Genomic DNA, 25,210 nt, shown 5'->3' with positions numbered 1-25,210 from the left:
ACCTTCTCTCCTCCGTCGTCCATTCAGTCACGCTTGAATTGCGTCCAGCAATCGAGCCGGACGCAGAGACCCGGATGCGCATCCGTAAGCGTCAGGCCGAAATCGTGCAAGCGAACCACGGCCTGCACCACCGAAAGGCCCAGCCCCGAGCCCGGCACGACGCTGGTGAGGTCGCTGCGATAAAAGCGTTGAAAGACCGCTGTGCGTTCGGTATCGGGAATGCCGGGACCGGAATCGGAGACCACAATGGTCGGGCCATCGCTGCCGTCCACCACACTCAGCAATACCGTGCCGCCTTCCGGCGTGAATTTGATCGCATTGTCGAGCAGATTGACGAGCACCTCGAACATCAGCGGATAATCGGCGCGGATGGTGGCGCGCGAGCGCAGATCCACCAAAAAATTCAGACCGTTCGCAGCCGCGACCGGCTGATAAAGATCGGCGGCTTTACGGCACAACGCCTCGATTTCGACATCGCTGAAACCTTTTTTGCGTTTCATCGATTCGATTTCGGAGATCCGCATGATCGCTGCAAAACGCTGCAGCACGTCTTCGGTTTCTTCGCGCGCCTGTTCCAGCAATTGCGCGTGCGACGAAGACAATTCATTGCCCTGAATACGCGCCAGCAGCGAGCGAATGTGAATGACGGGCGTGCGCAAATCGTGTGCGATGCCGTCGCTTGCGCCTTTCACTTCATGCATGAGCCGCGACACTTCGTCGAGCATGTGATTCACCATGGTCGAGAGCCATGCAATCTCGTCGCGCCCCGCTTCGGGCAGACGCGCCTCGAAGTCGCCGCGCGTGATCTGTTGCACGACGCGGCGTACGTCGCTGACACGACGCAATTGCGAAGTCGACACGAGAATGCCAATCGCCAGTCCGCCGAGCACGACAATAGCCGCGCTCCATGCGAGTCCGCCCAGCATATAGGCGCGCAAACGGGACATTTCGTCGACGTCGCGCGAGACGACCAGGATGTCGCCGTTCTCCAGTTTCATCGCCTTCGTGCGCATGTAATCGGGTAGCGCGGTGGCCTGCTCGGCGAGTAGGGGTTTGCTCCAGACGCCCTCGCCGTCCGGCTGCACCCTGGAGGGAAAAGCGAGAATGTCGCCCGCGATATGCCGATGGTTATCGCTGAACAGTCCGTAAAAGTTGACCGGACGGCGCACTTCGCTGCGAATATGGGCCGCGATCTGCATCGGCACCTTGTCGACTGGCAGCGCCGAGAAATACGCGAACTGCCAGGCAATGTTGTAATCCGCCTGCGTCGCCGTATAAGAAGCGGAATTCCAGTAATTCATATACACGACGCCGGACATTGAGCCTGCAAACACGAATCCGTAAATCAACAGCAGCCGGAAAATCGCGCTGCGCCATAGGCTCATCTTCATACGGCTCATCCAAGCATATATCCCGATCCGCGGATCGTCTTGATCAGCGGCTTGAGGCCAGCCCGGTCGATTTTCTTGCGCAGATTGCCGATATAGACTTCAATCAGATTCGTGCCCGGATCGAAGTGCATGTCCCACACCGACTGAAAAATCATGGTCCGCGTCACCACCTGTCCGGAATTGCGCGCGAGATATTCGAGCAAACGGAATTCGACGGGCGGCAAATTGACTTCGATATCCGCGCGCGTCACCGAACGCGCGATCAGGTCGATTTCGAGGTCTTCGACTTTCAGTGTCGTGATCACCTGTTGCTGCAGACGTCCCCTTCGACGCAACAGCACCTGAATGCGGGCGCGCATTTCCGTGGCCGAAAACGGCTTGGCGATGTAATCGTCGCCGCCTGCCAGCAGGCCGGTGACGCGCTCGTCCACGTCGCTGAGTGCGCTGATCATCAGCACCGGCGTTTCGATGCCGACGCTGCGTATGGTCTTCACGATCGTGAGGCCGTCGATGCCGGGCAGCACGCGATCGAGCGTAATGGCGTCGAACTCCGGGCTGAGCGCACGTGCAATGCCTTCCGCGCCCGTACGCGCCCACTCGACCTCGAAACCCGCGTTGGTGAGTTCTTCCGTGATGTCCCTGCCAACGATGGGATCGTCTTCAATCGTGAGAATTTTGCTCATGCTCCAACCTGGTTCCAGCCTGATAGATGGGGGACGCCGATCACCCCGTTTTGCGCTCGTGTTTTACAGCCCGCCTTTTCAGCCAGTATCGCAAAGGCGAAATTGGCGAGAATGAAGAATCCTTTAGGTAGGCGCGGACAGGCGCGTGGGGAAACGGACGCAAGCGAAGCGGCGGCGCGCGGGCGCAGTATGCCACCGACGGCGCGAGCGCCACGACGCGGGAATCAGGCCGAATGGACGCCATGTCGCCCAGGCGCGGGATCGAGACCGCGGCAGGCGACAATACGTCGCATTGGAGCAGGTGAATCGGCGGCGAGCTGCCGCGATTGATGAGACGAATGCCTCATCGGCGAGGCGAAGGTGAAGCCCGACAAGGCCGCCGCGCCACGCTACGCTAGCGCGTCTTGAACACGTCGATCGACGAAAGCGCGTGACCGTGAAAGTCGAACAACGTGTTGTTGTCCCACTGATCGCCGCCGCCCACTTTCCAGCCGACATCAGGCGTGGGAATCCACTCGGGCTCCCACCAGAAGATGCCCTTGCCGCGCCCGTCCGGGATACTCTTCACCACGTTCGTCAGCGCCGCGAAGAATTGCGACTGGCCTTGCGGAGAAGGCGGGAACGTCGCGGTGCCGGTATTCGTCATCGCGTTGGGTTCCGCGTCGCCGTCGCTCGTGGTCCACGGGTACGCCGTTTCCACCACGATGATGTCCTTGCCATAGCGCGCGGAAAGATCGTTGGCGTTGTTCTGCAGATCGTCGAGCGAGCCTTGCCATTGCGGATAATACGAAAGCCCGATCAGATCGAAATTCACGCCGCGCTGCACGGCGCTGTCGAACCACCAGCGGCTCTTGGCGTTGTCGCCGCCGCTGTCGATATGCAGCATGTGCTTGATATCCGGATCGACGGACTTCACCGCGTCGTGCGCGGTCTTCAGCAGCGTCGCGAGGTTGTCCCATTGATCGTACTTGCCGAGCGGCCAGAGCATGCCGCCCGTGATCTCGTTGCCCGTCTGCACCCATTCGGGTCGCACGCCTTCTTCGCGTAGCATGCGCAGCACGCTCGTGGTGTATTCGCCGAGCAGATCGCAGGTCTGCGCGAGATCCTTGCCGGCCCATGCGTGAGGCGGATACTGCTTGCCCGGATCGGCCCACCAGTCGCTGTAATGGAAGTCGATCAGCACGCGCAGCCCGAGTTCGGCGGCGCGGCGTGCGAGCACGCGCACGTGCTTCGCATTGTTGTAGCCCGTGGCGGGACTTTGATTCGCCGGGAAATAATCAGGATTCCCAGGATCATTCCAGACTTTGATGCGGATGGCGTCCAGGCCATGACGCTTGAAGATGCGCAGGCAGTCGTCGGCTTTGCCATGATCGTAGAAGCGTGCGCCGTTCGCTTCGAGTTCGAGCAATGTCGATACGTCGGCGCCCATCGCGAGGTGCTCACCGGGTGCTTCGCGCGCCCCGTTTTCCGTTTCGCCTGCGCGCGCGAGGCCCGGAAGCGAGGCGCCCGACGCGAGCGCCGTGCAGGCCAGCCAGGACAGCATGTCTCTTCGATTCATCTGTGCTCCTCCTTGTTATGCGGCGGGCCATGCGAACGCTGCGACGGTCCGCCTGATGGTCCGGGCATAGCGGCATCATCCATGCATACGATGCTTCCGATACGCCCGACGTGCCGGGTCAGCTCAGCTCGGCTCCGTTATTCGCCTCGACTCAGCGCGGATCGCGCCACGCGCAGACATCGCCGCGCGCGAGTTCCGGAGCGCCGAGCACGAACTGCGCGCCTTCGGGCGCAGGCGCACGCACGCGCGCTTCGCCGAAGTTGAACGCGAAGCTCAAGCCGCCGCGACGCGCGAGACGCACGCCTTCGGGCAGCGTCTGCGTATCGAGCCCGGCCGCGCGTGCCGCCGCACCGAGCAGCGCGCGATGCAGATCGTGCGTGAGCCACGCCGTGGCGTATTGCACGCGGCCGCTCGACAGCAGCGCGGGCCAGCCATCCTCGAACGTGGCGTCGACCTGCGCGCCTTCGTTCGCACGCACGTGTTCGCGCCAGTGCAAAGCTGCGCCGCTTACGTCGCCGAGCGACAGCGCGGGCGCGAGCGTGGGCCGCAGCGATTCCGCTTCGAGCACCTGCAGCGGCAGCACGCGTTGCAGCGGCCCCGGCGGCAGATTGCCGGGAATCGCGAAGTGCGTGGTTTTCGAGCCGGTACGCGGGCCAAACAGCCAGCGCGCGTCGCTCTGTTCGACCTTGGCGATAAACGCGTCGTCGAGCACGGCCAGCGACGGCACCACGACGAGGCGGTACGCAGAGAGATCCGCGTGACGCGAGACGATATCGACGTCGAGGCCTTGCTCGCGCAGCGCACTGTAATAGTCGAACGCGAGCGTCTGATAATCGAAACCCACGCCGTGGCGTTGAATCTCGAACATCCATTGCGTCTCGTAGTCGAACACGAGCGCGACGGCGGCAGGTGCGGGCGCGCCGAGCGTGCGCAAGGTCTCGCTCAGCGCGATTTCGCGCGCGGCCTGCGCCACTTCCTCGCCGCCCGGCGAGAGTTCGTTATTCGGCAGATTGAGGCCCGAATGCATCTGTTCCTGCGCATACGGGCACTGACGCCAGCGGAAATACGACACGAGTTCCGCGCCGTGCGCGAAGGCCTCATAGGCCCACAGGCGCACCATGCCCTTCGCGGGCACCGGATTCCAAGGCGCCCAGTTCACCGGACCGGCCTGCTGCTCCATAACCCAGAAACGGCCCGCGCCAATCGCGCGATAACGGTCGTGATCGAACGCCGACACATCGGGATGCGCGGTGCGTGCATAACGCGCCTTGTCCGCTTCCGGCACGCCGATCACTTCGGTACGCGCGATCGGATAACTGTCCCACGTCGCCACGTCGATGGCGTTGTTCGCCGCGAATTCGTAGTGATCGAAGGTCGTGAAAAAACCCATGAAATTGTGCAGCACGTCCGCATCCGGCGCGTGACGGCGCAGCACCTCGGCTTGCTCGCGATGGAAGCTCGCCACTTCGTCGGACATGTAGCGGCGGAAGTCCAGCAGATGCGAGGGATTGGCGTCCGTAGGCGTGAGCACGGGCAGACCGACCGTCTCGAACGACGGGTACTCCATGCTCCAGAACACGTTGCCCCACGCTTCGTTGAGCGCCTCGATGCTGCCGTAGCGTTGCGCGAGCCACGCCTGAAAACGCTGCTGCGCGGCGGCCGAATAGCTCGGCACCGTGTCGTGGCAACCGAGTTCGTTATCGGTTTGCCACGCGACCACGGCGGGATGCCGGCCATAGCGCTGCGCCATCGCTTCCGTAATGCGCTCGCATTCCTTGCGATACGCGACGCTGGCGATGTCGTAATGGCGTCGCGAACCGTAATTCCAGCGCGTGCCGTCCGCGCGCACCGGCAGCATGTCGGGAATCGAATCGACAAGCCATTTCGGCGGCGACGCCGTGGGCGTGCCGAGCACGAGTTTCAGGCCGCGCGCCGCGAGCGTTTCGATCGCTTCATCGAGCCACGTCCAGTCGAACACGCCCTTGCGCGGCTCCATGCGGCTCCACGCGAATTCGGCGATACGCACGTGCGAAATGCCGAGTTCGGCCATGCGCCGCGCGTCGTCGGCCCACATCGTGCGCGGCCATTGTTCGGGGTAGTAGCAGACTCCGATTTGCATGAGTGAAAAACCCGGTACGGTTAAACGTTGAACAGCGGAAAAAGCACCTTCGACACCAGCGAGGATTCGTTTAGCCCTTGCTGGCGCCGAAGGTGAGACCCGCGACAAAATGCTTTTGCATGGCGAAGAACATCAGCACGGAAGGCAGCGCCGCGAGCACCGAGCCGGCCGCCACGAGATTCCACGCCGTGGTCCACTGCCCTTTCAGCGCGGCCACGCCCACGGTGATCGGCGCGGCGTCGTCGCCCTGGGTGAGACAGAGCGCCCAGAAGTAGTCGTTCCACACGAAGGTGAACACCAGAATGCCGAGCGCGGCGAGCGCGGGCCGCACGAGCGGCATGACGATGCGCCAGTAAATGGTCCATTCGCTCGCGCCTTCCACGCGCGCCGCTTCGATCAATTCGAATGGCAACTGCTTGATGAAATTGCGCAAAAACAGCGTGCAGAAACCCGTTTGAAACGCGACGTGAAAAATAATCAGCGCCCACACGGTGTTGTAGAGGCCCACGCGCAGCGCCATATCGCGCACCGGAATCATGAGAATCTGGATCGGCACGAAATTGCCCGCAACAAAGGCGAACAGCACGGCGGTATTGCCGCGAAATTTGTAGGTCGAAAGCGCGAAGCCCGCCATCGACGCCAAGACGATTGCGCCAATCACCGAAGGCACGGTAATGAGCACGCTATTGGCGAAGTAATGCAGCATGGGCGTTTGCGTGAGCGCCGCGCCGTAGTTATCGAACAAGGCGAAATGTTTCGGCCAGCCCCAGTAATCGCCTTGCTGGAGTTCTTCGGTGGAGCGGATCGAGGTGACGAGCACGGCCAGCATCGGCAGCAGCCAGATCACGAGCGCGATGGGCAGCGAGAGTTTATAGAGCGCGCGATTCGCGGGTTTCCAGCGTTGGACGGGAAGCGGATACATAAAGGCAACTCCCTTGTTTCAGTGTTCTTCGCGCAGCATGCGGCGCAGATGGAACACGATGTAGACCAGCATGATGGCGAACAGCACGACGGCGATCGAAGCCGAATAGCCTTCGCGGTAATACTTGATGGCCTGGTCGTACATGTAATAGGCGAGCACGGTGGAGCTGTCGAACGGACCGCCGCCGCTCATCACCGCGATCAGGTCGAAGCTGCGCAGCGCGCCAATCACGGTCAGCACGATCGCCATGAACGTGACGGGACGCAATTGCGGCAGAATCACGTGCCAGAAAAGCTTGAAACCCTTCGCGCCTTCCATGCGCGCGGCTTCGACAATTTCCGGATTGATCGACGTAAGGCCCGTGAGATAGAGCACCATGCAGAACGGCGTTTGCGGCCACAGCGCGGCGAAGATGATGCCGTAGGTCACGAGCTTGGGATCGCCGATCACCGGCACGCCGTGGCCCAGAATCAGGCGCAGCAGACCGAACGTGGGATCGTAGAACCACGAGAACACGAGGCCCACCACCACGCCCGAGAGCACGAACGGCGCGAAAAACAGCGACTTCACGATGCGAATACCGCGCACCGTCTGATTCAGATAGAGCGCGAACATCAGGCCGACGGGCGGTGCAAGCTGGAACAGCACGAGCCAGAGCAGATTGTTCTTGAGCGCCGTATAGAACGTGTCGGTCTGGAATAACTCGATGTAGTTCGCGAGGCCCACGAACGTCTTTTCGGTCATGCCGTCCCAGTTATAAAAACTGAGCGCGATGCTGCTGAAAATCGGGTAGATCACGCAAAGCGTAAACAGCACGCCGCCTGGCAACAGGAAATACAACGCGGCGCGATTCTGCTGACGACGCGATGTGGAAGCGCGACGCGGCCGCGCCGCCCCCATGGGGCGCGCTACGGTATCGGACATGTTCAGGCCTCGCTATTTATTACGGATGACGAATCAAGCGAATGAAGATTTGCGTGGCGGGCCGGCGGCTGCGCGCCGCCGGCCCGCCACGCAATGACGTGCGACTACTTGTGGTAAATGCGCTGACGCGTGGTTTCGAGTCGCGCGAGCAGCGCGTCGATCTGCGTCGGATCGGAATAGAACTGCTGCATGGCCTTCATGCCTTCGTCGGCCATTTCCTTCTGCATGTCGCGGTCGTAGAATTGCGCGATGCCGCCCTTCGTGTTCGCGAGCGTCTGGAAGCCGACCTTCGAGATCGCATCTTCAGGCTCGGCCGCCTTGTTGTTCGACGGCAGCTGGCCCCAGCCGCGCGCGAGATCGGCGTTGATTTGCGGCGATTCCATGAAGGCGAGCAGACGGCGCGCGTCGGCCTTGTTCTTCGCCTTCGCGGGCACCAGCAGCACGTTCACGGGACCGTCTTCGGCGGTTGGCACGTTGGCGTCGATGATCGGGAAGCGGAAGAAGCCCACGTCCTGCTTCATGTTGGCCGGGAAGCTGGCCGAGAAGAACGTGCCCATCAGCATCATCGCGGCCTTGCCGTTCACGAGCACCGGCGCGATCGAATCGACGTCGTAGGACAGCGCGTTGTCCATGAAGTAGTGGTTGTCGATCAGCGTCTTCCAGGCGGTGAAGACCTTCTTCACGCGCGGGTCGGTGTAGGGAATCTCACCGGCCATCAATTGCTGATGGAACGCGTTGCCGTTGATGCGCAGATCCAGATAGTCGAACCACGCGGCGAGCGTCCAGCTGTCGCGCGCGGCGACGGCGATCGGCTGCACGCCGACGGCCTTGAGCTTCTTGCAGGCGTCGAGGAATTCGTCCCACGTTTTCGGTTCCTCCTTGATGCCGGCCTTCTGGAACAGGTCCTTGCGATAGAAGAAGCCGTACGCGTCATAGCCGAGCGGCGCGGCGTACTGCTTGCCCTTGTACGTCGACGCTTCCTTCACCGAGGCGTATTGCTCGTTCCAGCCGTTCTTCGCCCAGTCGGACGAGAGGTCTTCGAGCAGGCCGCGCTGCGCGTAATACGCCATGCGCTCGCCGTCGTGCCACGACACCACATCGGGCGGATCGGTCGCGAGCCAGCCGCTCATCTGCACCTTGTAGGCCTCTTCGGTCACGTACGACACCTTGAGGTCGACGTCGGGATTGGCCTTCTTGAACTTGTCGAAAGCGTCTTGCCAGGTCGAGCGCTGATTGCCGCGCGCCGATACGTTGACGGTGAGCGTGGCCGCGTCGGCGCCGGCGCTCGCGAGCGTGGCGGCCACCAGCGTCACGGCCGCCGTGGCGCGCGCGAGCGTGCCGAAGCTGCGGAAGCGTTGTGCGAACATGTTTTGTCTCCAGATGTGCGTTGTTTGCTCGTCTTGCATGCGGTTACTGCGTGCGTGTTGACTGCTTCACTGCTTGTTTACCTGCGTGCTGCCTGCTTGCCTGTGAAACTCGCCCCGCTCTCGCGGCGGGGTAAAGCTGACTACGGGCGATCGCGTTTTTATCAGATCAGCGCTGCGGCCGCCGCCGAACCCGCATCGGCGTGTGTGCGCGCAACAGCCAGCCGCTTGCGCGCAAGACCCGCTGCGTCGAACAGATGGCAGGCGTCGGCGGGCACGCGAATGCGCAGCCGCTCGCCCACGCCGATAGGCGTGTCGCCAGGCGCCTTCGCCACCAGCGTGCCGGCGGCGTGATCGGCGTGCAGATAGCTGTGCTCGCCCAGACGCTCGGCGAGCACGGTCGCGCCCGAGATCGATTGACCTTCGCCATCGAGACGCTGATGCTCGGGCCGCACACCCAGCGTCACACGCTCGCCGCGTTGCAGACCGCGCCCGTCGACGCTCGCAAGCAGCGTGTCGTTGCCGCCCGCAAAGGCGACGCGCACGCCCTGCTCGCTCACGGCGTCGACCGTGCCATCGATGAAATTCATGCGCGGCGAACCGATGAAGCCCGCCACGAAGCGCGACTTCGGATGGTGATAGAGATCGAGCGGCGCACCGCTTTGCGCGACGCTGCCGTACTTCTCCATGTCCGCGCCCGCATGCAGCAGCACGATGCGGTCGGCGAGCGTCATCGCCTCGACCTGATCGTGCGTGACGTAGACCACGCTGGCATTGTCGAAACGTTGATGCAGACGCGCGATTTCCACGCGGGTGTGGCTGCGCAGCGCGGCGTCGAGATTGGAAAGCGGTTCGTCGAACAGAAACACGCCGGGCTCGCGCACGATCGCGCGGCCGATCGCGACGCGCTGGCGCTGGCCGCCCGAGAGCGCCTTGGGATGGCGGTCGAGCAGCGTGTCGAGTTGCAGGCTGCGCGCGGCGTCGAGCACGCGGCGCTCGATTTCGGGCTTCGGCACCTTGGCGATCTTCAGGCCGAAGGCCATGTTCTCGAACACCGTCATGTGCGGGAACAGCGCGTAGCTCTGGAAAACCATCGCCGCGCCGCGCTGGGCCGCGGGCACGTCGTTGACGACGCGCCCGCCGATGCGCAGCTCGCCTTCGGTTACCTCTTCGAGGCCCGCGATCATGCGCAGCAAGGTGGATTTTCCGCAGCCCGACGGGCCGAGGAATACACAGAATTCGTGGTGGCCAATCTCGAGATCGACGCGCCGGATCACGGGCGCGTGGTCGCCGTATTGCTTGCCGACGTTCGATAACTGGATCGTCGCCATCTTGTCTCCTCCGGATTTAAGCGCTTAAATTCTACGCTATAAATATGGCCGGGGGCTTGTGCGTCGGGCATTTAACCGCTTAAATTGCTGTGCGGAGATTCCCTGCGCTCATCGCCTTCCCGGCATGGTGTGGGTGAAAATTATCAAATTCCCCCGGCGGCTTGCAACATTTGAGTCGCAGTCCCTGAATGTGGGAAACGACACAACAAAGGCAGCCCATGGTCACCTTGTCAGAAGTCGCGCGGCACGCCCGCGTCACCGCGGCCACCGTTTCGAACGTGCTGCGCAATCGCGAGAAGGTCCGCCCGGAGACGGCGGAGCGCGTGCTCAAGGCGATCGCCGAACTCGGCTATCGGCCCAACCTCAACGCGCGCGCGCTCGCGCAGGGCCGCTCGTCCACGCTCGCGCTGATGCTCTCGAATATCGCCAACCCGTTCTATCCGGAGTTCGTGCTGGCGGCCGAGCGCGCGGCGCGCAAGGCCGGTCATTTCCTGATGGTCTGCAACACCGACGACGACGCGCAGATCGGCCGCGCCTACCTCAACCAGATTGCGGGCACCTTCGCCGACGGCGTGCTCGTGATGAACACCGACATCGCCATGAACGAGCTGTGCATCTCGGCGATGCACAACGGCCCGATCCTGCTGGCGATGTGGGAGCACCCGGAAAAACCGCCCGCGCTGCCCTGCGTGGCGGTCGACTTCGCGCGCGCGGGCAGGCTTGCGGCGCAGCATCTGCTCGAACTCGGGCACCGCAAGATCGGCATGCTGATCGGCGACGGTTGCGGTGGCCTGCAGGAGGCGCGTTCGGACGGTTTTCACGCGGCGCTCGCCGAAGGCGGCGTGGCTTGCGCGGCCGCCGAATTGCAGGTGCGCGACTCGATCGACGCGGGCCACGCGGCCTGCCTGACGCTGATGGCGGCGCACCCCGAACTTACCGCGATCTTCGCGTCGAACGACCTGCTCGCGATCGGCGCGATCCAGGCGCTGGTGGGCATGGGGCTGGCGGTGCCCGGCGATGTATCGGTCATCGGCATTACCGATATCCAGCTGGCGCATCAGGTGCGCCCCGCCCTCACGACCGTCGCGATCCAGACCGAGGCCGTGGCGGAACTGTCGATCAGCAGCCTGATTCGTTTGATCGGCGAGCCGGTGCAGGCGCCGTCGATGGCGATCGGGCCGCCGCCTCAACTCGTCGTGCGCGATTCCACCGGGCCGGTGAGAAAGCGCGCGCGTCGCGCGGCGTCAAAATAGTACGGATGCCGAACTATCAGCATCGACGCCTAGGAGACAGGAGTCGTGCGCCAGCGAATCAAGAGTGCAATGACGGCCACGCAGCCGCAGAACACCGCCAGCCAGGACAGCAGATTCGCGCTGGCCACGAGCGTCGCCTGGGTTTCGAGTTCGGACGCCATGCGCATCAGTTCGGGCATCGGCGGCATGCCGCCGAGATCGAACGGCGTGATGCGCTCGACGAGCCGCGTACGCGCAACCGTCTCGCCATATTGCAGCCACAGGCTCGCCGCGCCGGTGCCGCTCGCGGTCGCGATCTGGCGCACGATGTTCTTGAAGGCGTAGGCGTCCTGGAAATCGTCCTCGTCGAAATCGACGAAGGTCATGCCCGCGACCTGCGCCATCACGAACGGCACGGTCAAGCCCTGCAGGAACAGCGCGGGCAGGATCACATCCATCGACGCGCCGGTCATCGTGCGCAGCGAAAGCATCAGGAGCGCGACGGAAAACAGCACGTAACCGAACGCGATATAGCGGCGTTGACCGAACAGCTTGGGCGCGACCAGCGAGAAGCACAGCATCGCGCCGAGACTCAAGGTGGACGCCCATGTGAGCACTTCGCCCGTCACCTGAAAACCGAAGCCGAAACCGCTTTGCAGCAGCGTCGGAATCAGATAATTCCAGAGGCCGTTGAGGAAATAATAAATCGCGTAGAACAGAATGCCGACGAGATAGCGGCGGCCAAGCAGCGCGTGCGGATCGAGCCAGAGTTGAGGTTCGCGATGCAGCCGCACGAAGGCCGCGCCGATCAGCGCGACGCCCGCGAGCGGCGTCAGCGCGACCGAGGGCGAACTCGCGAATTCATAGAAACGCAGGTCGCCGAGTCCGTGCATGAGCACCATCGCGCCGAGGCCGAAGAGAATCACCACGGGCCAGTCCATCGGATCGATGTCGAGTTCCCAGAGGCCGCCAGCGGGCGTCACGCGATGCGGATACGTGAGCAGCACGAGCACCAGCACCGCGAGCGCAAGCACGACCTGGATCGCGAACACCATCTGCCACGCGGCGCCTTCCACGAGTTCGGCGGCGAGCCAGGGCGTGATCGCCGAGAGGCCTAGCGAGCCGATATTGAAGCCGATGAACAGCGGTCCGCGTTCGTCGCGCGCGGCCACGAGCTGGATGAGGATGCGCGAAGCCGCGAACAGACCGCCCGCGCCGAAACCCTGCACGCCGCGCGCGATCGTCAGTTCGAGCGGCGTGTCGCAGAGCATGCACAGCAGCGAGCCGAGGGCCGCGACGAGCAGCCCCACCACGGTGTACGAGCGATAGCTGGTGTGTCGCGCGATGCGCGCGAGCATGAGATTCGCCACGCTCGCCATCGCGGCGTAGGACGTCATGCTCCAGAGGAAATCTTCGGGTGAGGCGTGCACGCCGCCGCGGATGTGCGTGCCGGCGATGCCCATCATCGACGAGGCGACGAAGTCCACGCCCGCCGCGCCGCCCAGCGCAACCGTGAACAGGAAGACGCGCCTCGGCGAGAAGTCGGGCAGCGCGCGCAATCTCACTGGCGCGCTCCGTCATGGACGCGCGCGCCGCGTGGAGAAACCGGAGACCCGCCGACGATGGTGTGCGTCACGTTTTCTCCTGCGCGCCTCTCCTGGCGCCGCGCTGAAAAGAGCCGAATTCGGGTGGCTAGAAGCGGTCGATCATGCCGAACTGCACGCCGCGCACCGTCGCACCGGGCCACGATGGCGTCAGACCCGTCACGTTCACGCCGCGCAGCGTCATCTCGCCTTCGCCGCGGTTGCGCAGCCAGCCCGCGCTCGCGTAGAGCAGCACGCGCTTCGAGAGATCGTACTCGCAGGCGGCGCTGAATTGATCCGCGTTGTTGTCGCCGCCCGAGCGGTCGCGCATATAAGTGTAGCCGAGCGAGGCGCGAAAGCGTGCGCTGACGGCATAGCGCGCGGACACCGAGACGCCGTCGTTGTGATAGCGCGGCGTACCGCCGTCGCCGTTGAAGAACGACAGAAAGCCCGTGACCGGTCCGTAGACGTACGACATGCCGCCGAGGTTCGCGCGCAACGCGCCCGAGCCGTGCGTCTGCTGATGCGCATATGAAATGCGGAACGGGCCGTCATGGTACGCGAAGGTTTCGATGTGGCCGGCGAGGCCGTTGCCGTCCCCGTCGCTCGCGCTGCGCAGCGAGGCCATGATCGTCGTGGAGAAGCCGTGGTACTCCGGCGACAGGTACGTGATCGCGTTGCTCTCGTACGGCGTGATCTTCGAGAGATTGTTCAGGCCCGAGGCGATGGTGCCCGCGCCGAACGCGTCGAGTCCGCCCTTGAACGGGATGTAGATCGGCGAATACTGGCGGCCCATGCGCAGCGTGCCGTACGGCGTGCCGAGGCCGATCCACGCCTGACGATTGAAGATCGTGTTGGCCACGGCGTAGGTGCCGTCGCCGGAACCGAAACCGTTCTCCAGATCGAAGAGAATCTTCACGCCATTGCCGATATCTTCCGCGCCGCGCAGGCCGATGCGCGAGCCGCGATACGCGCCCGAATCCATGCGCGCGACATAGCCCGCGCCCGGATTGGTGATTTCGATGCTGGTGTCGATTGCGCCGTAGAGCGTGACTGAGCTTTGCGCGTGGGCGTCGCCGGCATGCGTGGCCAGTGCGGCGCAAACGGTGAAAGCGGAGAACGCGGAAATCGCGCGCGGAGCGAACTGCGCGAACGGCATCAGGCGGCGCTCGCAAACGCGCGCGCGTGAGACAGACCGGTGCGGGCCGAACGGCGCACGGAAGCTTGAATGCATACGGGAAACAGAAAAACGGCGCGTGCGTGGCTGCGCGGCGCGCGGTGGGAATGGCGGGAGAAGCCGCATGTCAGGCCGCGCGATTCACGCGGCGGGAGATGCTGCCTGTTCCGGCGGACTCATCGTATCAAACGACTCGTTTCGACTACTGAATACTGGCATCGGCGCTCGCCAGCCAGCCTGCCAGCCTGCCAGCGCTTCCACGAAAGCGCCGCATTTTACCGCAGCGAAATCGCATCGCGATCCGTAAATTAACCGGTTGGTACAAATACCAAAAACGCTTCGGGCGCACGGAAGGCCCCGTGAAACACCTGCGAAAAACGCATGAAAAAAGCGCGGCGCGCCCGGACGGTCACGCTCGATCTGAGCGTTTCCGGCCGGCCGCGCCGCGCCTTCTGCTATCGCCCTGCCCTTACTGCGGCAGTGCGTAAGCGATCACGTAGTCACCCAGCTTGGTGCCGAACGAACCGTGGCCGCCCGCGGCGATCACCACGAACTGGCGGCCGTTGACCGAGTAGGTCATCGGCGTAGCCTGGCCGCCTGCCGGCAGGCGGGCTTCCCAGAGCTGCTTGCCGTTGTTCACGTCGAACGCGCGCAGATAGTTGTCTGCCGTCGCGCCGATAAACGCAACGCCGCCGGCCGTGACCATCGGGCCGCCGAGCATCGGCATGCCCATCTTGAACGGCAGCGGGATCGGCGAGCTGTCACGCACGGTGCCGATACGCTTCTTCCACACGATCTCGTTGGTCTTCAGGTCGACAGCCGAGATGTAGCCCCATGCCGGCTGCTTGCACGGCAGACCGAACGGCGAGAGGAACGGGTTGAGCGTCACGCCGAACGGAATCCCGTACTGCGGCTGGATGCCCGATTCCGTACCGCTGCCCTTCGCGCCCGGTTGCGGTTCCTGCGGATTGCCCGGACCACGCGGGATCAGACGCGAGACGAACGGCAGCGCGATCGGGTTGGCGATGGCGATCTGACGATCCGTGTCGAGTGCAATGCCGCCCCACTCGAACATGCCCAGGTTGCCCGGGAACACGAGCGTGCCTTGCAGCGAAGGCGGCGTGAACGTGCCTTCATAGCGCAGCTTGTGGAACATCACGCGGCAGACCAGCTGGTCGTACATCGTCGCGCCCCACATGTCCTTGTCCGTGAGGAGATTCTTCGGACGGAACGTGAGTTCGGAGAACGGCTGCGTCGGCGACGTGTGATCGCCCGGCGCGGCGCCTTGCGGGACCGGCAGTTCGGGCGCCGGCACGACGGTCTCGCCGGTGCGGCGGTCGAGCACGAACAGGTTGCCGGTCTTGGCCGGCGCGTACACGACCGGCACGGTCTTGCCGTCCTTGTCGGTGATGTTCGCGAGCGTCGGCTGCGACGGCATGTCCATGTCCCAGAGGTCATGGTGCGCGGTCTGGTAGAACCAGGCGAGCTTGCCGGTCGATGCGTGCAGCGCGAGCAGGCCGCTGGCGTAGCGCTCCATCTCCGGCGTGCGGTCGCCGCCCCAGATGTCCGGGGTGCGCACGCCCATCGGCAGATAGACGATGTCGAGCTTCGCGTCATAGGCGGCCGGCGCCCACGAGTTCGGCGAGTTCCACGTGTAGTGCTCGCCCGGACCCGGGATCTTGTTCGGATCGGCTGCGCCCGGATCGAAGGCCCACAGGAGCTTGCCCGTGCGCACGTCGAAGCCGCGGATCACGCCCGACGGTTCGCGGTTCGAGAAGTTGTCCTCGACCGCGCCCGCGACCACGATCACCTTGCTGGTGATGATCGGCGGCGACGTCGGCTCGTACATGCCCGGCGTCGTGACCGGCATCGCATGCTGCAGATCGAGCTTGCCGTTATCGCCGAACTCCGGGCACGGCGCGCCGGTCTCGGCGTCGAGTGCGTAGAGATGGCCGTCGTTGACCGGCAGATAGATGCGGCGCGTGCAGGCTGCGTTCGCGGCCGGAGCGGCGGCGAGCGTGGCCGGTGCGTCGCTGGCCGGAGCGGCAGCTTGTGCGGCGGCGTCGGTGGCCGAGGCGCCCGAGGCGGCAGCGGTCGCGCTCGAAGCGGCGGCGTCCGATGCGGCGGCTTGCGCCGGCGCGGCAGCGTCGTCCGATTGCGCGCTCGCCGACAGGTCGACGTACGACACGCCACGGCAGGTCACGTGCTGGAACGACGGGTCCGGCTGCAGCTTCGGATCGAACTTCCACTTGAGCTGGCCGCTTTGCGCGTCGAGCGCGAACAGGATCTGGTGCGGCGAGCACAGGTAGAGCAGGTTGCCGATTTTGATCGGCGTCACCTCGTTGGTGATCTCGACCGGATCGTTCGGGCCTTTCAGGTCGCCCGTGCGGAAGGTCCAGGCCACCTGCAGGTTCTTCACGTTGTCAGGCGTGATGGTCTGCAGCGGCGAGTAGCGCGTGCCTTGCTGGTCGCGGCCATAGGCGGGCCAGTCGGACGGCGCGATGCCGTCGACATGCGCGGCCGGCGTGCCGGTCGACGCGTTCAGCGTGCCGTTGACCGTCTGCGGATCGTTGAAGCAGGCGTACACGAGCACGCCCGCCCAGATCACGAGCGAGCCGACGAGCGTCTGCACGCCGAGCTTGCGCGGCGCTTCGAGACGCCAGCTCACGAGCAGCAGCAGCCACACGCCGAACACGACGAGGGCGCCCGAGCGCGGTGCGAGCGCCCAGAAGTCGGGACCCGACTCCCACAGCGCCCAGATCGCGGTGCCCACGAGCACGAGCGCGTAGAGCACGAGCGCGGAGGCGCGGCGGCGGTACAGCAGCCACGTCACGCCGAGCAGCAGGACGCCGGTGATGACGTAGTACGCCGAGCCGCCGAGCGAAAGCAGGTACGCGCCGCCTATCAGCAGATAGAGCGACGTGAGCGCAATAAAGATTAGGGTGATGACGCCGATGAACCCCGGCGATGATGATTCTCTGGATCTGGACATGATGATCTCAACCTTCTTTTGAGGACGCCGCTTGCCTCGTCTTTCACACGAAGCCGGCGGCGAGGCGCGCCGGCGCGAACGCCGGCGAGTCGTCCAGCCACTCCGCTACGCCCGGAGAGGCCGGCAATGCGGAAAAACACTCCGCGAAAAAAGCCTTTAGAAGACGTGCATCATCCCGACGTACGCGCCGGTCTGCGACTCGCCCACGTTCGGGCTGGTCGGCGAACTCGAATCGCGCGGCGTGGCGAACACCGAGAAGTTGCCGTTCTTGCTGTTGTCCACGTACGCGACGGTGCCGTACAGGAACGTGCGCTTGCTCAGGTTGTAGGTGGTGCCGAGCGCGTACAGCATCGCGTGGCTGCCCGGGTCGTGCGAAATGTCGCCGCTGCCCTCGCCTACATGAATATAGAAGCCGGCCGCCGTGACGGCCCACTTCGGCGTGGCCTGATAGGTCGCGCCGAGCCAGTAGTGATCGGCCGAGTCGGCCACGCCAACCGGCGAATCCGGCGCGCTGTAATGCGTGTAGGCCGCCTGGATCTTCCACTTCTGCATGCGCAGGTTGCCGCCCACGAAGTATTCGCGCGAGGCGGTGAAGATGTTGGAGAAGCGGCCGTTGGAGTCGCGCAGTTCGTCGTAGATGCCGCGCACGTCGAACAGCGGCGAGTGGTACGTCAGCATGACGCCGTCCGAGCGGCCGAAGTCGCCGTCGGCGCCATTGTTGAAGCCGCTCGTCTGGTTGCCGAAGGCGTACTGGCCTTGCACGTCGAAGCCGTTCCACACCGGGCTGTGGTACTCGACGTTATTGCTGGTCTGCTGCCAGTTGCGCCCGCGCACGAGCGACGCCGACGACACGGCCTGCTGCACGAACGGGTCGAATTCCCATACGCCGTCGCTGTCGATGAAGAGATTGCGACCGGCCTGGATTTGCCCCCAGGTGTCGTTCTTCAAACCGACATAGGCGCGGCGCGAAAACAGTTTGCCGCCGCCGGACGTGCCGTCCATGATCTGCAGCGCGGTTTCGAGGTCGAACAGCGCGCTGGTGCCGCCGCCGAGATCCTCAGTGCCCTTCATGCCGAGCATGCTGGTGCCCCAGTCGCCGCCTTCCGCGCTCCAGCGGCTCGAGGTGCCGCCGTTGCCATTTGCAATGTGATTCAGATATTCGATGCCGCCGTCCACGCGGCCATACAGCGTCACGCTCGATTGCGCCGATGCCGCCGAACTGGCTGCGAGCAGCACGAGTGCGCCCAGTTGATATTTCACGTCAGCTCCCAGGTGGATTCTTCTTTCGTTTGTCCGTGCCGTCCGGGCGCTGCCCGCCGTGCCTGACCAGACATGGGCGAGAACGCAAACGGGCCGATCCATCCGCACCGCAGGGTTGCTTTACGCGGCGCCCGGCGGCAACGCAGGGGTGCAATGCGAACCGGCCAGGCACATGGCGTCTAAAAAATATAGCGCGTCATCCGGAAAGGTGCTTTCTGGCTGGTTGCAGCGGGGCGCGACTATAACAGCCTGCGGCAAAATGTGCATTGAAAATTGCGCAATTGGGCAAAACCCGCACGCAGCGGGCGCTCGCGGCCGCGCGAGCGCGCACCGACAGCACGTTGCGTACCTTACTTTTCTATTTCAAGCGCGTTGGGAAGAGGCAGATTGGCGCAGCGTCAGGCGCCGGGCAGCACCGTACCGCCGCGGCCTGTGCGCACGCGTTCGGCGGCCACGGCGAGGATGCAGTCGACGAAATATTCCGCCGGTTTCGTGAGCTGCGCCTCGGGCGGCGAGTAGAGATAGAGCTGCAGCGGCGGCGGACGCTGCGGCAGCGCGAGTTCGACGAAGGCGCGGCCCAGCTCCGCCGTTTCGAGCGTGTGGCGCGTCCAGGCGAACACGGCGTCGTTGCTCAGCGCGAGCCCGTAGAGCAGCCCGTACGAGGTGCAGCGCGTGACGCGGCGCGGCGGCGCAAGCCCTTCGCCCTCGAACATCGCGCGGATGCGCTCGGGATAATGGTCGGTGGCGTCGGTGTGTATCCACTCGGCGTCCTGCAACTGTGCGAGCGACGTGGCGCGCGCGAACGCACCCTGCGCGCGCGTCACGAACACAGAGTCGAACGCGAACAGCGTCTTGACCGCTTCCGGATCCTGCTCGGCGGGATTGGCCGGAAACGCTGCGAACGCGAGATCGAGCGTGCGGTTGCTCAGTTGCTCGCGCAACTGGTTGAAGCCCAGCTCGCGAAACTCGACGGTCACGAGCGGCCAGTGACGCCGAAAGTCGGCGAAGGCGTCGGCGAGACCCGCCGTGCCCGCGATCGGCGTCACGCCGATCACCAGCCGCCCTTCGCGCTGGCCCTTCAGATGCGCGAGATCTTCCTGGGCGCGCTCCAGCTCGCGCAGCACCGTGCGCGAGCGCCGCAACAGCGCCTCGCCTTCGGCGGTCGGCACCACGCCCCAGGGATTGCGCTCGAACAGGCGCACGCCGCACTCGTCCTCCAGATCGCGCACGGCCTTGGTGATGGCGGGCTGCGTCACGTGCAGCCGCCGCGCCGCGCCGTTGATGGTGCCCGTGGCGGCGATCTCGACCAGCGCTCTCAGTTGGTGGATTTTCATGATGCGGTGGATATTACCATCGGTTATCGACATGCCGATTTTTGCTTTTTTATTTCGACCGATCGTCCTTAGTCTGTAACAAATGCGGCCGTTGCAGCACACGGCAACCACGGCCGACCGCACCCGGACTCCAGGACAAGGACATGACGCAGCAAATCCCGCAAGCCAGCCAAGCCCCCACCGCACCCGAGCGCGCCGACCTGATCGACGCCATCCGCGAGCAACAGCAGCCATTTATCGCGATTCGCCACGATATCCACGCCCATCCCGAACTGGGCTTCGCGGAGACGCGCACGTCGCAGATCGTCGCCGAAAAACTCGCGCAATGGGGTTACGCGGTGACGACGGGCGTGGGCGGCACGGGCGTGGTCGGGCGTCTGCGTCGCGGCAGCTCGACGCGCGCGATCGGTCTGCGCGCCGACATGGACGCGCTGCCCATTCAGGAAAGCACCGGCCTGCCCTACGCGAGCACCGTCGCGCAGACCATGCACGCCTGCGGCCACGACGGCCATACGGCCACGCTGCTGGCCGCCGCGCATCACCTCGCCAGCGCCGATTTCGACGGCACGCTCAACCTGATTTTCCAGCCCGCCGAGGAAGGTCTGGGCGGCGCGTCGAAGATGATCGCCGACGGTCTGTTCGAGCGCTTTCCGTGCGACCAGGTGTTCGCGCTGCACAACGCGCCCGGCGTGCCCGTGGGCCACTTCGCGGTGCGCCACGGCTGCATGCTCGCGTCGTCGGACTCGGTCACGATCACCGTGACGGGACGCGGCGCGCACGGCGCCATGCCGCAACTGGGTTGCGATCCGGTGGTGGCGGCGGCGAGCATCGTGATGGCCTTGCAGAGCATCGTCGCGCGCAACGTGGAGCCGACGCGCGCCGCCGTGGTGACGGTGGGCGCGATCAACGCGGGCAAGGCGGGCAACGTGATTCCCGAAACGGCGACGCTGCAACTGTCGGTGCGCGCGCTCGACAGCGAGACGCGCAACCTGCTCGAAGCGCGCATCCGCACGATCGCCGAGTTGCAGGCGCAGTCGTACGGCACGACGGCCACGGTCGACTATCACGCGATCTCGCGCCCGCTCGTGAACGAGCGCAACGCCACGCTGCTCGCCATCGACGCGATCGAGTCGCTGGTCGGCCCGCATGGCCTGACGATGATGCCCGACGCCGTAATGGGCAGCGAAGACTTCTCGTGGATGACCGAGGTGCTGCCCGGCTGCTACGTGCTGATCGGCAACGGCGTGGGCAGCGTGGGCGGCTGCTCGGTGCACAACCCCGGCTACGACTTCAACGACGACGCCCTCGCCTACGGCGCGGCGTGGTTCGTGGCGCTCACGCAGCGGTATCTGCGCGCGAGCTGAGGTTCATTCCCGGTGCGATGACCCATGCGATGCCGCGTTCGTGCGGCTCGCCCCGGATCACCACGACTTGATACGGATTCCTGATCGATTGACCGACGGCGGCGCCGCATTCCGCTTCTCGCCCGCGCGCACCGCTTTCCCCGCAGTTTCTGACCAACCTGAAGAGCTAATAACAATGTCAGCAAGCAGCAACACGTCGTCTTCCCACGAACCCCGGCGCGCGCGGACCACGCGCGCCGCAAGTTTGCTCGTCTGCGCCACGGCGCTCGGCGGCGCCTCGCACGCGGCGCTCGCACAGACCTCGGATCTGTTTCTCCTCGACTACTTCCAGGGCATCCCTTACGCGACGACCGGCGCCTACACGCCCGGCGTGCGCCTTTATGGCGCCGTCGACCAGTCGATCGGCTTCACCAAGGGCGCGCAGACCGCCTTCGTGCAGCAGAGCGGCGGCGAATGGACCTCGAAGATCGGCCTGTACGGCGTGGAAGATCTGGGCGGCGGCTATCGCGTGCGCTTCGCGCTCGAAAACGGCTTCGACGCGGCGACCGGCAAGCTGGGCAGCACGAACACGATGTTCAATCGCGAGGCGTGGGTGGGCATCGGCTCGGCGAAAACCGGCGAGCTGAAGTTCGGCTTGCAGGACGACGTCGGCGTGCCGCTGTTCGTCGACGTGTTCGGCCAGGTCGGCACCGTTTCGACGGTCGCGTATCTCACCGCGTGGACCTACGATCTCGGTCCCGGCGCGAGCTTCGAAGCGGCGCGCCTCACCAATGCGGTCAGCTATTCGTCGCCGTGGTTCGGGCCGCTGAACGCGCAGGTGGCGCTCGCGCTGCACGACGCGGGCTCGACAGCGCCGACCATCCAGACCAAATCCATCGCGCTCAATTACTTCGACGGCCATCTGTTCGGCACGCTCAGTTATATCGGCAATTACGGCCTGAACGCGCTCACGACCTCGCAGTACGTGCGCACCGACAACTTCGCGGCGGGCCTGCTCTACGACCGCGGCAACTACGTGCTGTCGGCGGGCTACAGCTTCCTCGCGCCGCGTCTCGAAGGCGACCGCGTGGCCTCGCTTTACACGCTGGGCGCGCTCTATCGCTACCTGCAGCGCAACGATTTCCGCATGGAACTCGCGTATCGCGACGTGGCGGGCGCGGGCAGCCATTCGTACGGCGTGACGCTCGGCTACGACTACAACCTCTCGAAGCGCACGGCGCTTTACGTGCGCGGCTCGCTGATCCACAACACCGGCACGACGCCGACTTACGGCAAATATCCGACGATGCAGCCGACCGTCGACAACATCGCGACGAGCTATACGGGCTCGGAAGGCACGACGGCGTATCAGTCGCCGCATCTCGTGCTGGTGGGCATGTATCACAAGTTCTGAGCCGCACTTCAGCGAATTGGACGATCGAATATCAACGTGGAGACCTGACATGAAACAGCGAATCTTTTTGCGCCTCGCCGCCGCCACGCTCTGCGTGGCCGCGAGCCTGAGCGCCCACGCGCAGGGCGATAACGCGTCGCAGACCGGCGCGGCCTCGATGCATCCGGCGACGAGCGCCACGAGCAAAGCCGCCGACCGCGCACTCGCCAACGACGTGCGTCACGCACTGCGCGCGGCGCGCAAGCAGGGGCTCAAGGCGACGTTTATCCGAGTGCGCGCGCACGACGGCGACGTGACGCTCACGGGCGTGGTCGCGGACCAGAAGCAGATCGACTTCGCGACGTCGATCGCGCAAGGCGTGAGCGGCGTGCGCTCGGTGACGACGAAGATCACCATCCGCGACGGCGAAGGCATCAAGGGCAGTCAGTAACGCCCGTGTTTGAACGGAGCCACGCGCGTAGCTCCGGCTTTGACCTGGCTTCAACCTGGCTTTAATCCGGCGCCCTCGCCGGTCTTGTCATCCGAACAAGGTTTCATCATGAACGTCGCACACCAACGCGCCGCCTCGGGCGCAACGCAAGCACCGGACGCTTCGGACACGCGCACGAAGCGCTCGATGGTGCTCGCCGCCGCGCTCGGCAACGGTCTGGAGTTCTTCGACTTCACCGTCTACAGCTTCTTTTCGGCGCTGATCGGCCAGTTGTTCTTTCCGGCGCACGACGCCCTCACCTCGCTGATGATGTCGCTCGCGACCTTCGGCGTCGGCTTCGTCGTGCGACCGCTCGGCGGCGTGCTGATCGGCGCTTACGCGGACCGCGCGGGACGCAAGCCCGCGCTGATCCTCACCGTGCTGCTGATGGCGCTCGGCACCGGGCTGATCGGCATCGCGCCGACTTACGCGCAGATCGGCCTCGCCGCGCCCGCGCTGATCGTGCTCGGGCGTCTGCTGCAAGGCTTTTCGGCGGGCGGCGAAGTGGGCGCGGCCACCACGCTGCTGATGGAAGCGGGCCGCGAAGGTCAGCGCGGCAGGCTGGTGAGCTGGCAGATGGCGAGCCAGGGCGGCGCGGCGCTCGCGGGCGCGTTGATCGCGGTGCTGCTCTCGAAGTCGCTGACGCACGAGCAACTGGTCGCGTGGGGCTGGCGCGTGCCGTTTCTGATCGGGCTCGCGATCGGGCCCATTGGCTTCTGGATGCGCTCGCGTCTGGACGATACCTTGCCCGCGCATGCCGTGTCCGCTTCGCAGACGAACGGCAGCGCAAACCGCGCGGCCGCTCCGGTGCGCCGCAAGCTGCCGCTGCGCCAGATCGTGGCGGGCACCATGCTCGTGATCGGCGCGACCGGCACGATGTACACCATCGTGTTCTTCCTGCCCGCGTTTCTCGCGCTGACGCTGCATATGCCGACGGCCGCCGCCTCGGCCAGCGGCGGCATCGCGGGCGTGGTGCTGCTGGTCGGTTCGCCGCTGGCCGGGCGGCTCGCGGATCGCGTCAAACGCCGCAAGCCGATGCTCGCCGCTGGTTCGCTCGTCTCGCTCGCGCTGCTGTTTCCGGCCTTCGCCGCGATTGCCGCGTGGCCTTCGGTCGGCACGGTGCTGGCGGTCGTGCTGGTGCTCGTCGGCCTGATGACGCTCACGAGCCCGGCCGGCTTTCTGATGATGCTCGAAGCGCTGCGGCCCGAAGTGCGGGCGACCTCGCTCGGCATCATCTACGCCGTGGGCGTGACGCTGTTCGGCGGCTTCGCGCAGCTCGCCGTCGGCGCGTTGTGGCGCGCGACGGGCAGTTTCTATGCGCCCGCGTGGTACGTGTTCGGCTGCGGGATCATCAGCCTCGCGGGTTTGATGCTGTTCGAGGAAAAGACCGCAACCGCGCACTGAGCATGCATGACGCGCCTCAGTGCGCGTCCTGCGAGGCCTCGTCGGCCGCCGCTTTGCGCGGCGGCTTTTTCACGAGGTCGCGCGTCTGAAACACCGGCAAACGCCAGCCGTAGTAAAGCGCCGCGAGCCGCAGTGCGACACAGGCGGCGGTAGCCACCCACGGCGTCCAGAACGACGACCAGTCGAAGTACGTGAGCCCCATCTGCACCGAAGCGCCCAGCAGCGCCGCCGACGCGTAGATCTCGCGTTCGAGAATCGCGGGCACGCGCGAGAGCAGAATGTCGCGCAGCACGCCGCCGCCCACGGCGCTCACCATGCCGAGCACGATGGCGGTCTCCGCGCTGTTGGTCCAGATCCACGTTTTCTGCGCGCCCGCGACCGCGAACAGCCCGAGCCCGATCGCATCGAAGAACAGCACCGGATGGCGCAGCCGCCGCACCTGCGGATAGGCTGCGATGGTCAGCGCCGCCGCGAGCAGCGAGACCGCGAGATACGCCCAGTTCGACAGCCCCGCGGGCGGAATCGCGCCGATGCAGACATCGCGCACGATACCGCCGCCGCACGCCACCATGAACGTCACCACGACGATGCCGAACAGATCGAGCCGCCGCTGCCGCGCGGCCACGGCGCCCGAAATCGCGAACGCGAACGTGCCGATCAGATCGAGCACGGTATAGGCCGTGTGGGCGTTCATATGCGCGCCCACGTGC

19 protein-coding genes are annotated in these 25,210 nt (G+C 65.0%); 5 read left to right on the top strand and 14 right to left on the bottom strand.

What is annotated here, in order from left to right; translation table 11 throughout:
• Positions 1 to 23: 23 nt before the first annotated feature.
• From BMY06_RS30255 to BMY06_RS30220, 8 genes are all read right to left on the bottom strand, one after another.
• Positions 24 to 1,391, bottom strand: coding sequence for a sensor histidine kinase (locus tag BMY06_RS30255; RefSeq protein ID WP_161495560.1), 1,368 nt, complete (start codon positions 1,389 to 1,391; stop codon positions 24 to 26).
• A gap of 5 nt (positions 1,392 to 1,396) precedes the next feature.
• The gene (locus tag BMY06_RS30250; protein WP_065059225.1) at positions 1,397 to 2,074 is read right to left on the bottom strand and encodes a response regulator transcription factor; all 678 of its coding nucleotides are present in this window, start codon (positions 2,072 to 2,074) and stop codon (positions 1,397 to 1,399) included.
• A gap of 394 nt (positions 2,075 to 2,468) precedes the next feature.
• Entirely contained in the window at positions 2,469 to 3,632 is a 1,164-nt protein-coding gene (locus tag BMY06_RS30245; protein WP_074986838.1) for a glycoside hydrolase family 53 protein, read from the bottom strand.
• A 151-nt stretch (positions 3,633 to 3,783) separates the two neighbouring features.
• Positions 3,784 to 5,751: a beta-galactosidase gene (locus BMY06_RS30240; protein ID WP_065059223.1), complete on the bottom strand. Its 1,968-nt coding sequence runs from the start codon at positions 5,749 to 5,751 to the stop codon at positions 3,784 to 3,786.
• A 70-nt stretch (positions 5,752 to 5,821) separates the two neighbouring features.
• Positions 5,822 to 6,673: a carbohydrate ABC transporter permease gene (locus tag BMY06_RS30235; protein WP_065059222.1), complete on the bottom strand. Its 852-nt coding sequence runs from the start codon at positions 6,671 to 6,673 to the stop codon at positions 5,822 to 5,824.
• A gap of 18 nt (positions 6,674 to 6,691) precedes the next feature.
• On the bottom strand, positions 6,692 to 7,597 hold the full coding sequence (locus tag BMY06_RS30230) for a carbohydrate ABC transporter permease (RefSeq protein ID WP_065059221.1): 906 nt from the start codon (positions 7,595 to 7,597) through the stop codon (positions 6,692 to 6,694).
• Between the two features lie 104 nt (positions 7,598 to 7,701).
• Positions 7,702 to 8,964, bottom strand: a complete 1,263-nt coding sequence (locus BMY06_RS30225) for an ABC transporter substrate-binding protein (RefSeq protein ID WP_065059220.1) — start codon at positions 8,962 to 8,964, stop codon at positions 7,702 to 7,704.
• Between the two features lie 161 nt (positions 8,965 to 9,125).
• Positions 9,126 to 10,292, bottom strand: coding sequence for an ABC transporter ATP-binding protein (locus BMY06_RS30220; protein ID WP_074986837.1), 1,167 nt, complete (start codon positions 10,290 to 10,292; stop codon positions 9,126 to 9,128).
• Between the two features lie 218 nt (positions 10,293 to 10,510).
• Here BMY06_RS30220 and BMY06_RS30215 point away from each other — a divergent pair, with 218 nt between their 5' ends.
• Complete coding sequence (locus BMY06_RS30215) at positions 10,511 to 11,545, top strand: LacI family DNA-binding transcriptional regulator (protein ID WP_074986836.1); 1,035 nt, start codon at positions 10,511 to 10,513, stop codon at positions 11,543 to 11,545.
• Between the two features lie 29 nt (positions 11,546 to 11,574).
• Here BMY06_RS30215 and BMY06_RS30210 read toward each other — a convergent pair whose 3' ends face one another.
• The 5 genes from BMY06_RS30210 to BMY06_RS30190 all read right to left on the bottom strand — a co-directional run bounded on the left by BMY06_RS30210 (position 11,575) and on the right by BMY06_RS30190 (position 19,870).
• Entirely contained in the window at positions 11,575 to 13,089 is a 1,515-nt protein-coding gene (locus tag BMY06_RS30210) for an MFS transporter (protein ID WP_074986835.1), read from the bottom strand.
• Positions 13,090 to 13,216: 127 nt separating this feature from the next.
• Positions 13,217 to 14,266, bottom strand: coding sequence for a porin (locus tag BMY06_RS30205; RefSeq protein ID WP_074986834.1), 1,050 nt, complete (start codon positions 14,264 to 14,266; stop codon positions 13,217 to 13,219).
• Between the two features lie 487 nt (positions 14,267 to 14,753).
• Positions 14,754 to 17,276: a glucose/quinate/shikimate family membrane-bound PQQ-dependent dehydrogenase gene (locus tag BMY06_RS30200; protein WP_074986833.1), complete on the bottom strand. Its 2,523-nt coding sequence runs from the start codon at positions 17,274 to 17,276 to the stop codon at positions 14,754 to 14,756.
• A 156-nt stretch (positions 17,277 to 17,432) separates the two neighbouring features.
• Positions 17,433 to 18,536, bottom strand: coding sequence for a porin (locus BMY06_RS30195; protein WP_065059214.1), 1,104 nt, complete (start codon positions 18,534 to 18,536; stop codon positions 17,433 to 17,435).
• Between the two features lie 398 nt (positions 18,537 to 18,934).
• On the bottom strand, positions 18,935 to 19,870 hold the full coding sequence (locus tag BMY06_RS30190; protein ID WP_074986832.1) for a LysR family transcriptional regulator: 936 nt from the start codon (positions 19,868 to 19,870) through the stop codon (positions 18,935 to 18,937).
• 143 nt (positions 19,871 to 20,013) lie between these two features.
• Between BMY06_RS30190 and BMY06_RS30185 the strand changes: the two genes are divergently transcribed.
• The 4 genes from BMY06_RS30185 to BMY06_RS30170 all read left to right on the top strand — a co-directional run bounded on the left by BMY06_RS30185 (position 20,014) and on the right by BMY06_RS30170 (position 24,500).
• A complete protein-coding gene (locus BMY06_RS30185) occupies positions 20,014 to 21,234 on the top strand; it encodes a M20 aminoacylase family protein (RefSeq protein WP_074986831.1) in 1,221 nt (406 codons plus the stop codon).
• Positions 21,235 to 21,409: 175 nt separating this feature from the next.
• Entirely contained in the window at positions 21,410 to 22,627 is a 1,218-nt protein-coding gene (locus tag BMY06_RS30180) for a porin (protein WP_080180413.1), read from the top strand.
• 49 nt (positions 22,628 to 22,676) lie between these two features.
• Positions 22,677 to 23,057 (top strand): BON domain-containing protein, encoded by a 381-nt coding sequence (locus BMY06_RS30175; RefSeq protein ID WP_065059210.1) that lies wholly within the window; start codon positions 22,677 to 22,679, stop codon positions 23,055 to 23,057.
• A 108-nt stretch (positions 23,058 to 23,165) separates the two neighbouring features.
• Positions 23,166 to 24,500, top strand: a complete 1,335-nt coding sequence (locus BMY06_RS30170; protein WP_074986829.1) for an MFS transporter — start codon at positions 23,166 to 23,168, stop codon at positions 24,498 to 24,500.
• 16 nt (positions 24,501 to 24,516) lie between these two features.
• Here the strand turns inward: BMY06_RS30170 and BMY06_RS30165 are convergent, their stop codons facing one another.
• On the bottom strand, positions 24,517 to 25,194 hold the full coding sequence (locus BMY06_RS30165) for a trimeric intracellular cation channel family protein (protein WP_080180418.1): 678 nt from the start codon (positions 25,192 to 25,194) through the stop codon (positions 24,517 to 24,519).
• Positions 25,195 to 25,210 lie beyond the last annotated feature (16 nt).

This window comes from Paraburkholderia tropica, assembly GCF_900109265.1.
Classification (GTDB): domain Bacteria; phylum Pseudomonadota; class Gammaproteobacteria; order Burkholderiales; family Burkholderiaceae; genus Paraburkholderia; species Paraburkholderia tropica.
This window is presented reverse-complemented; position numbering and strand designations above follow the sequence as displayed.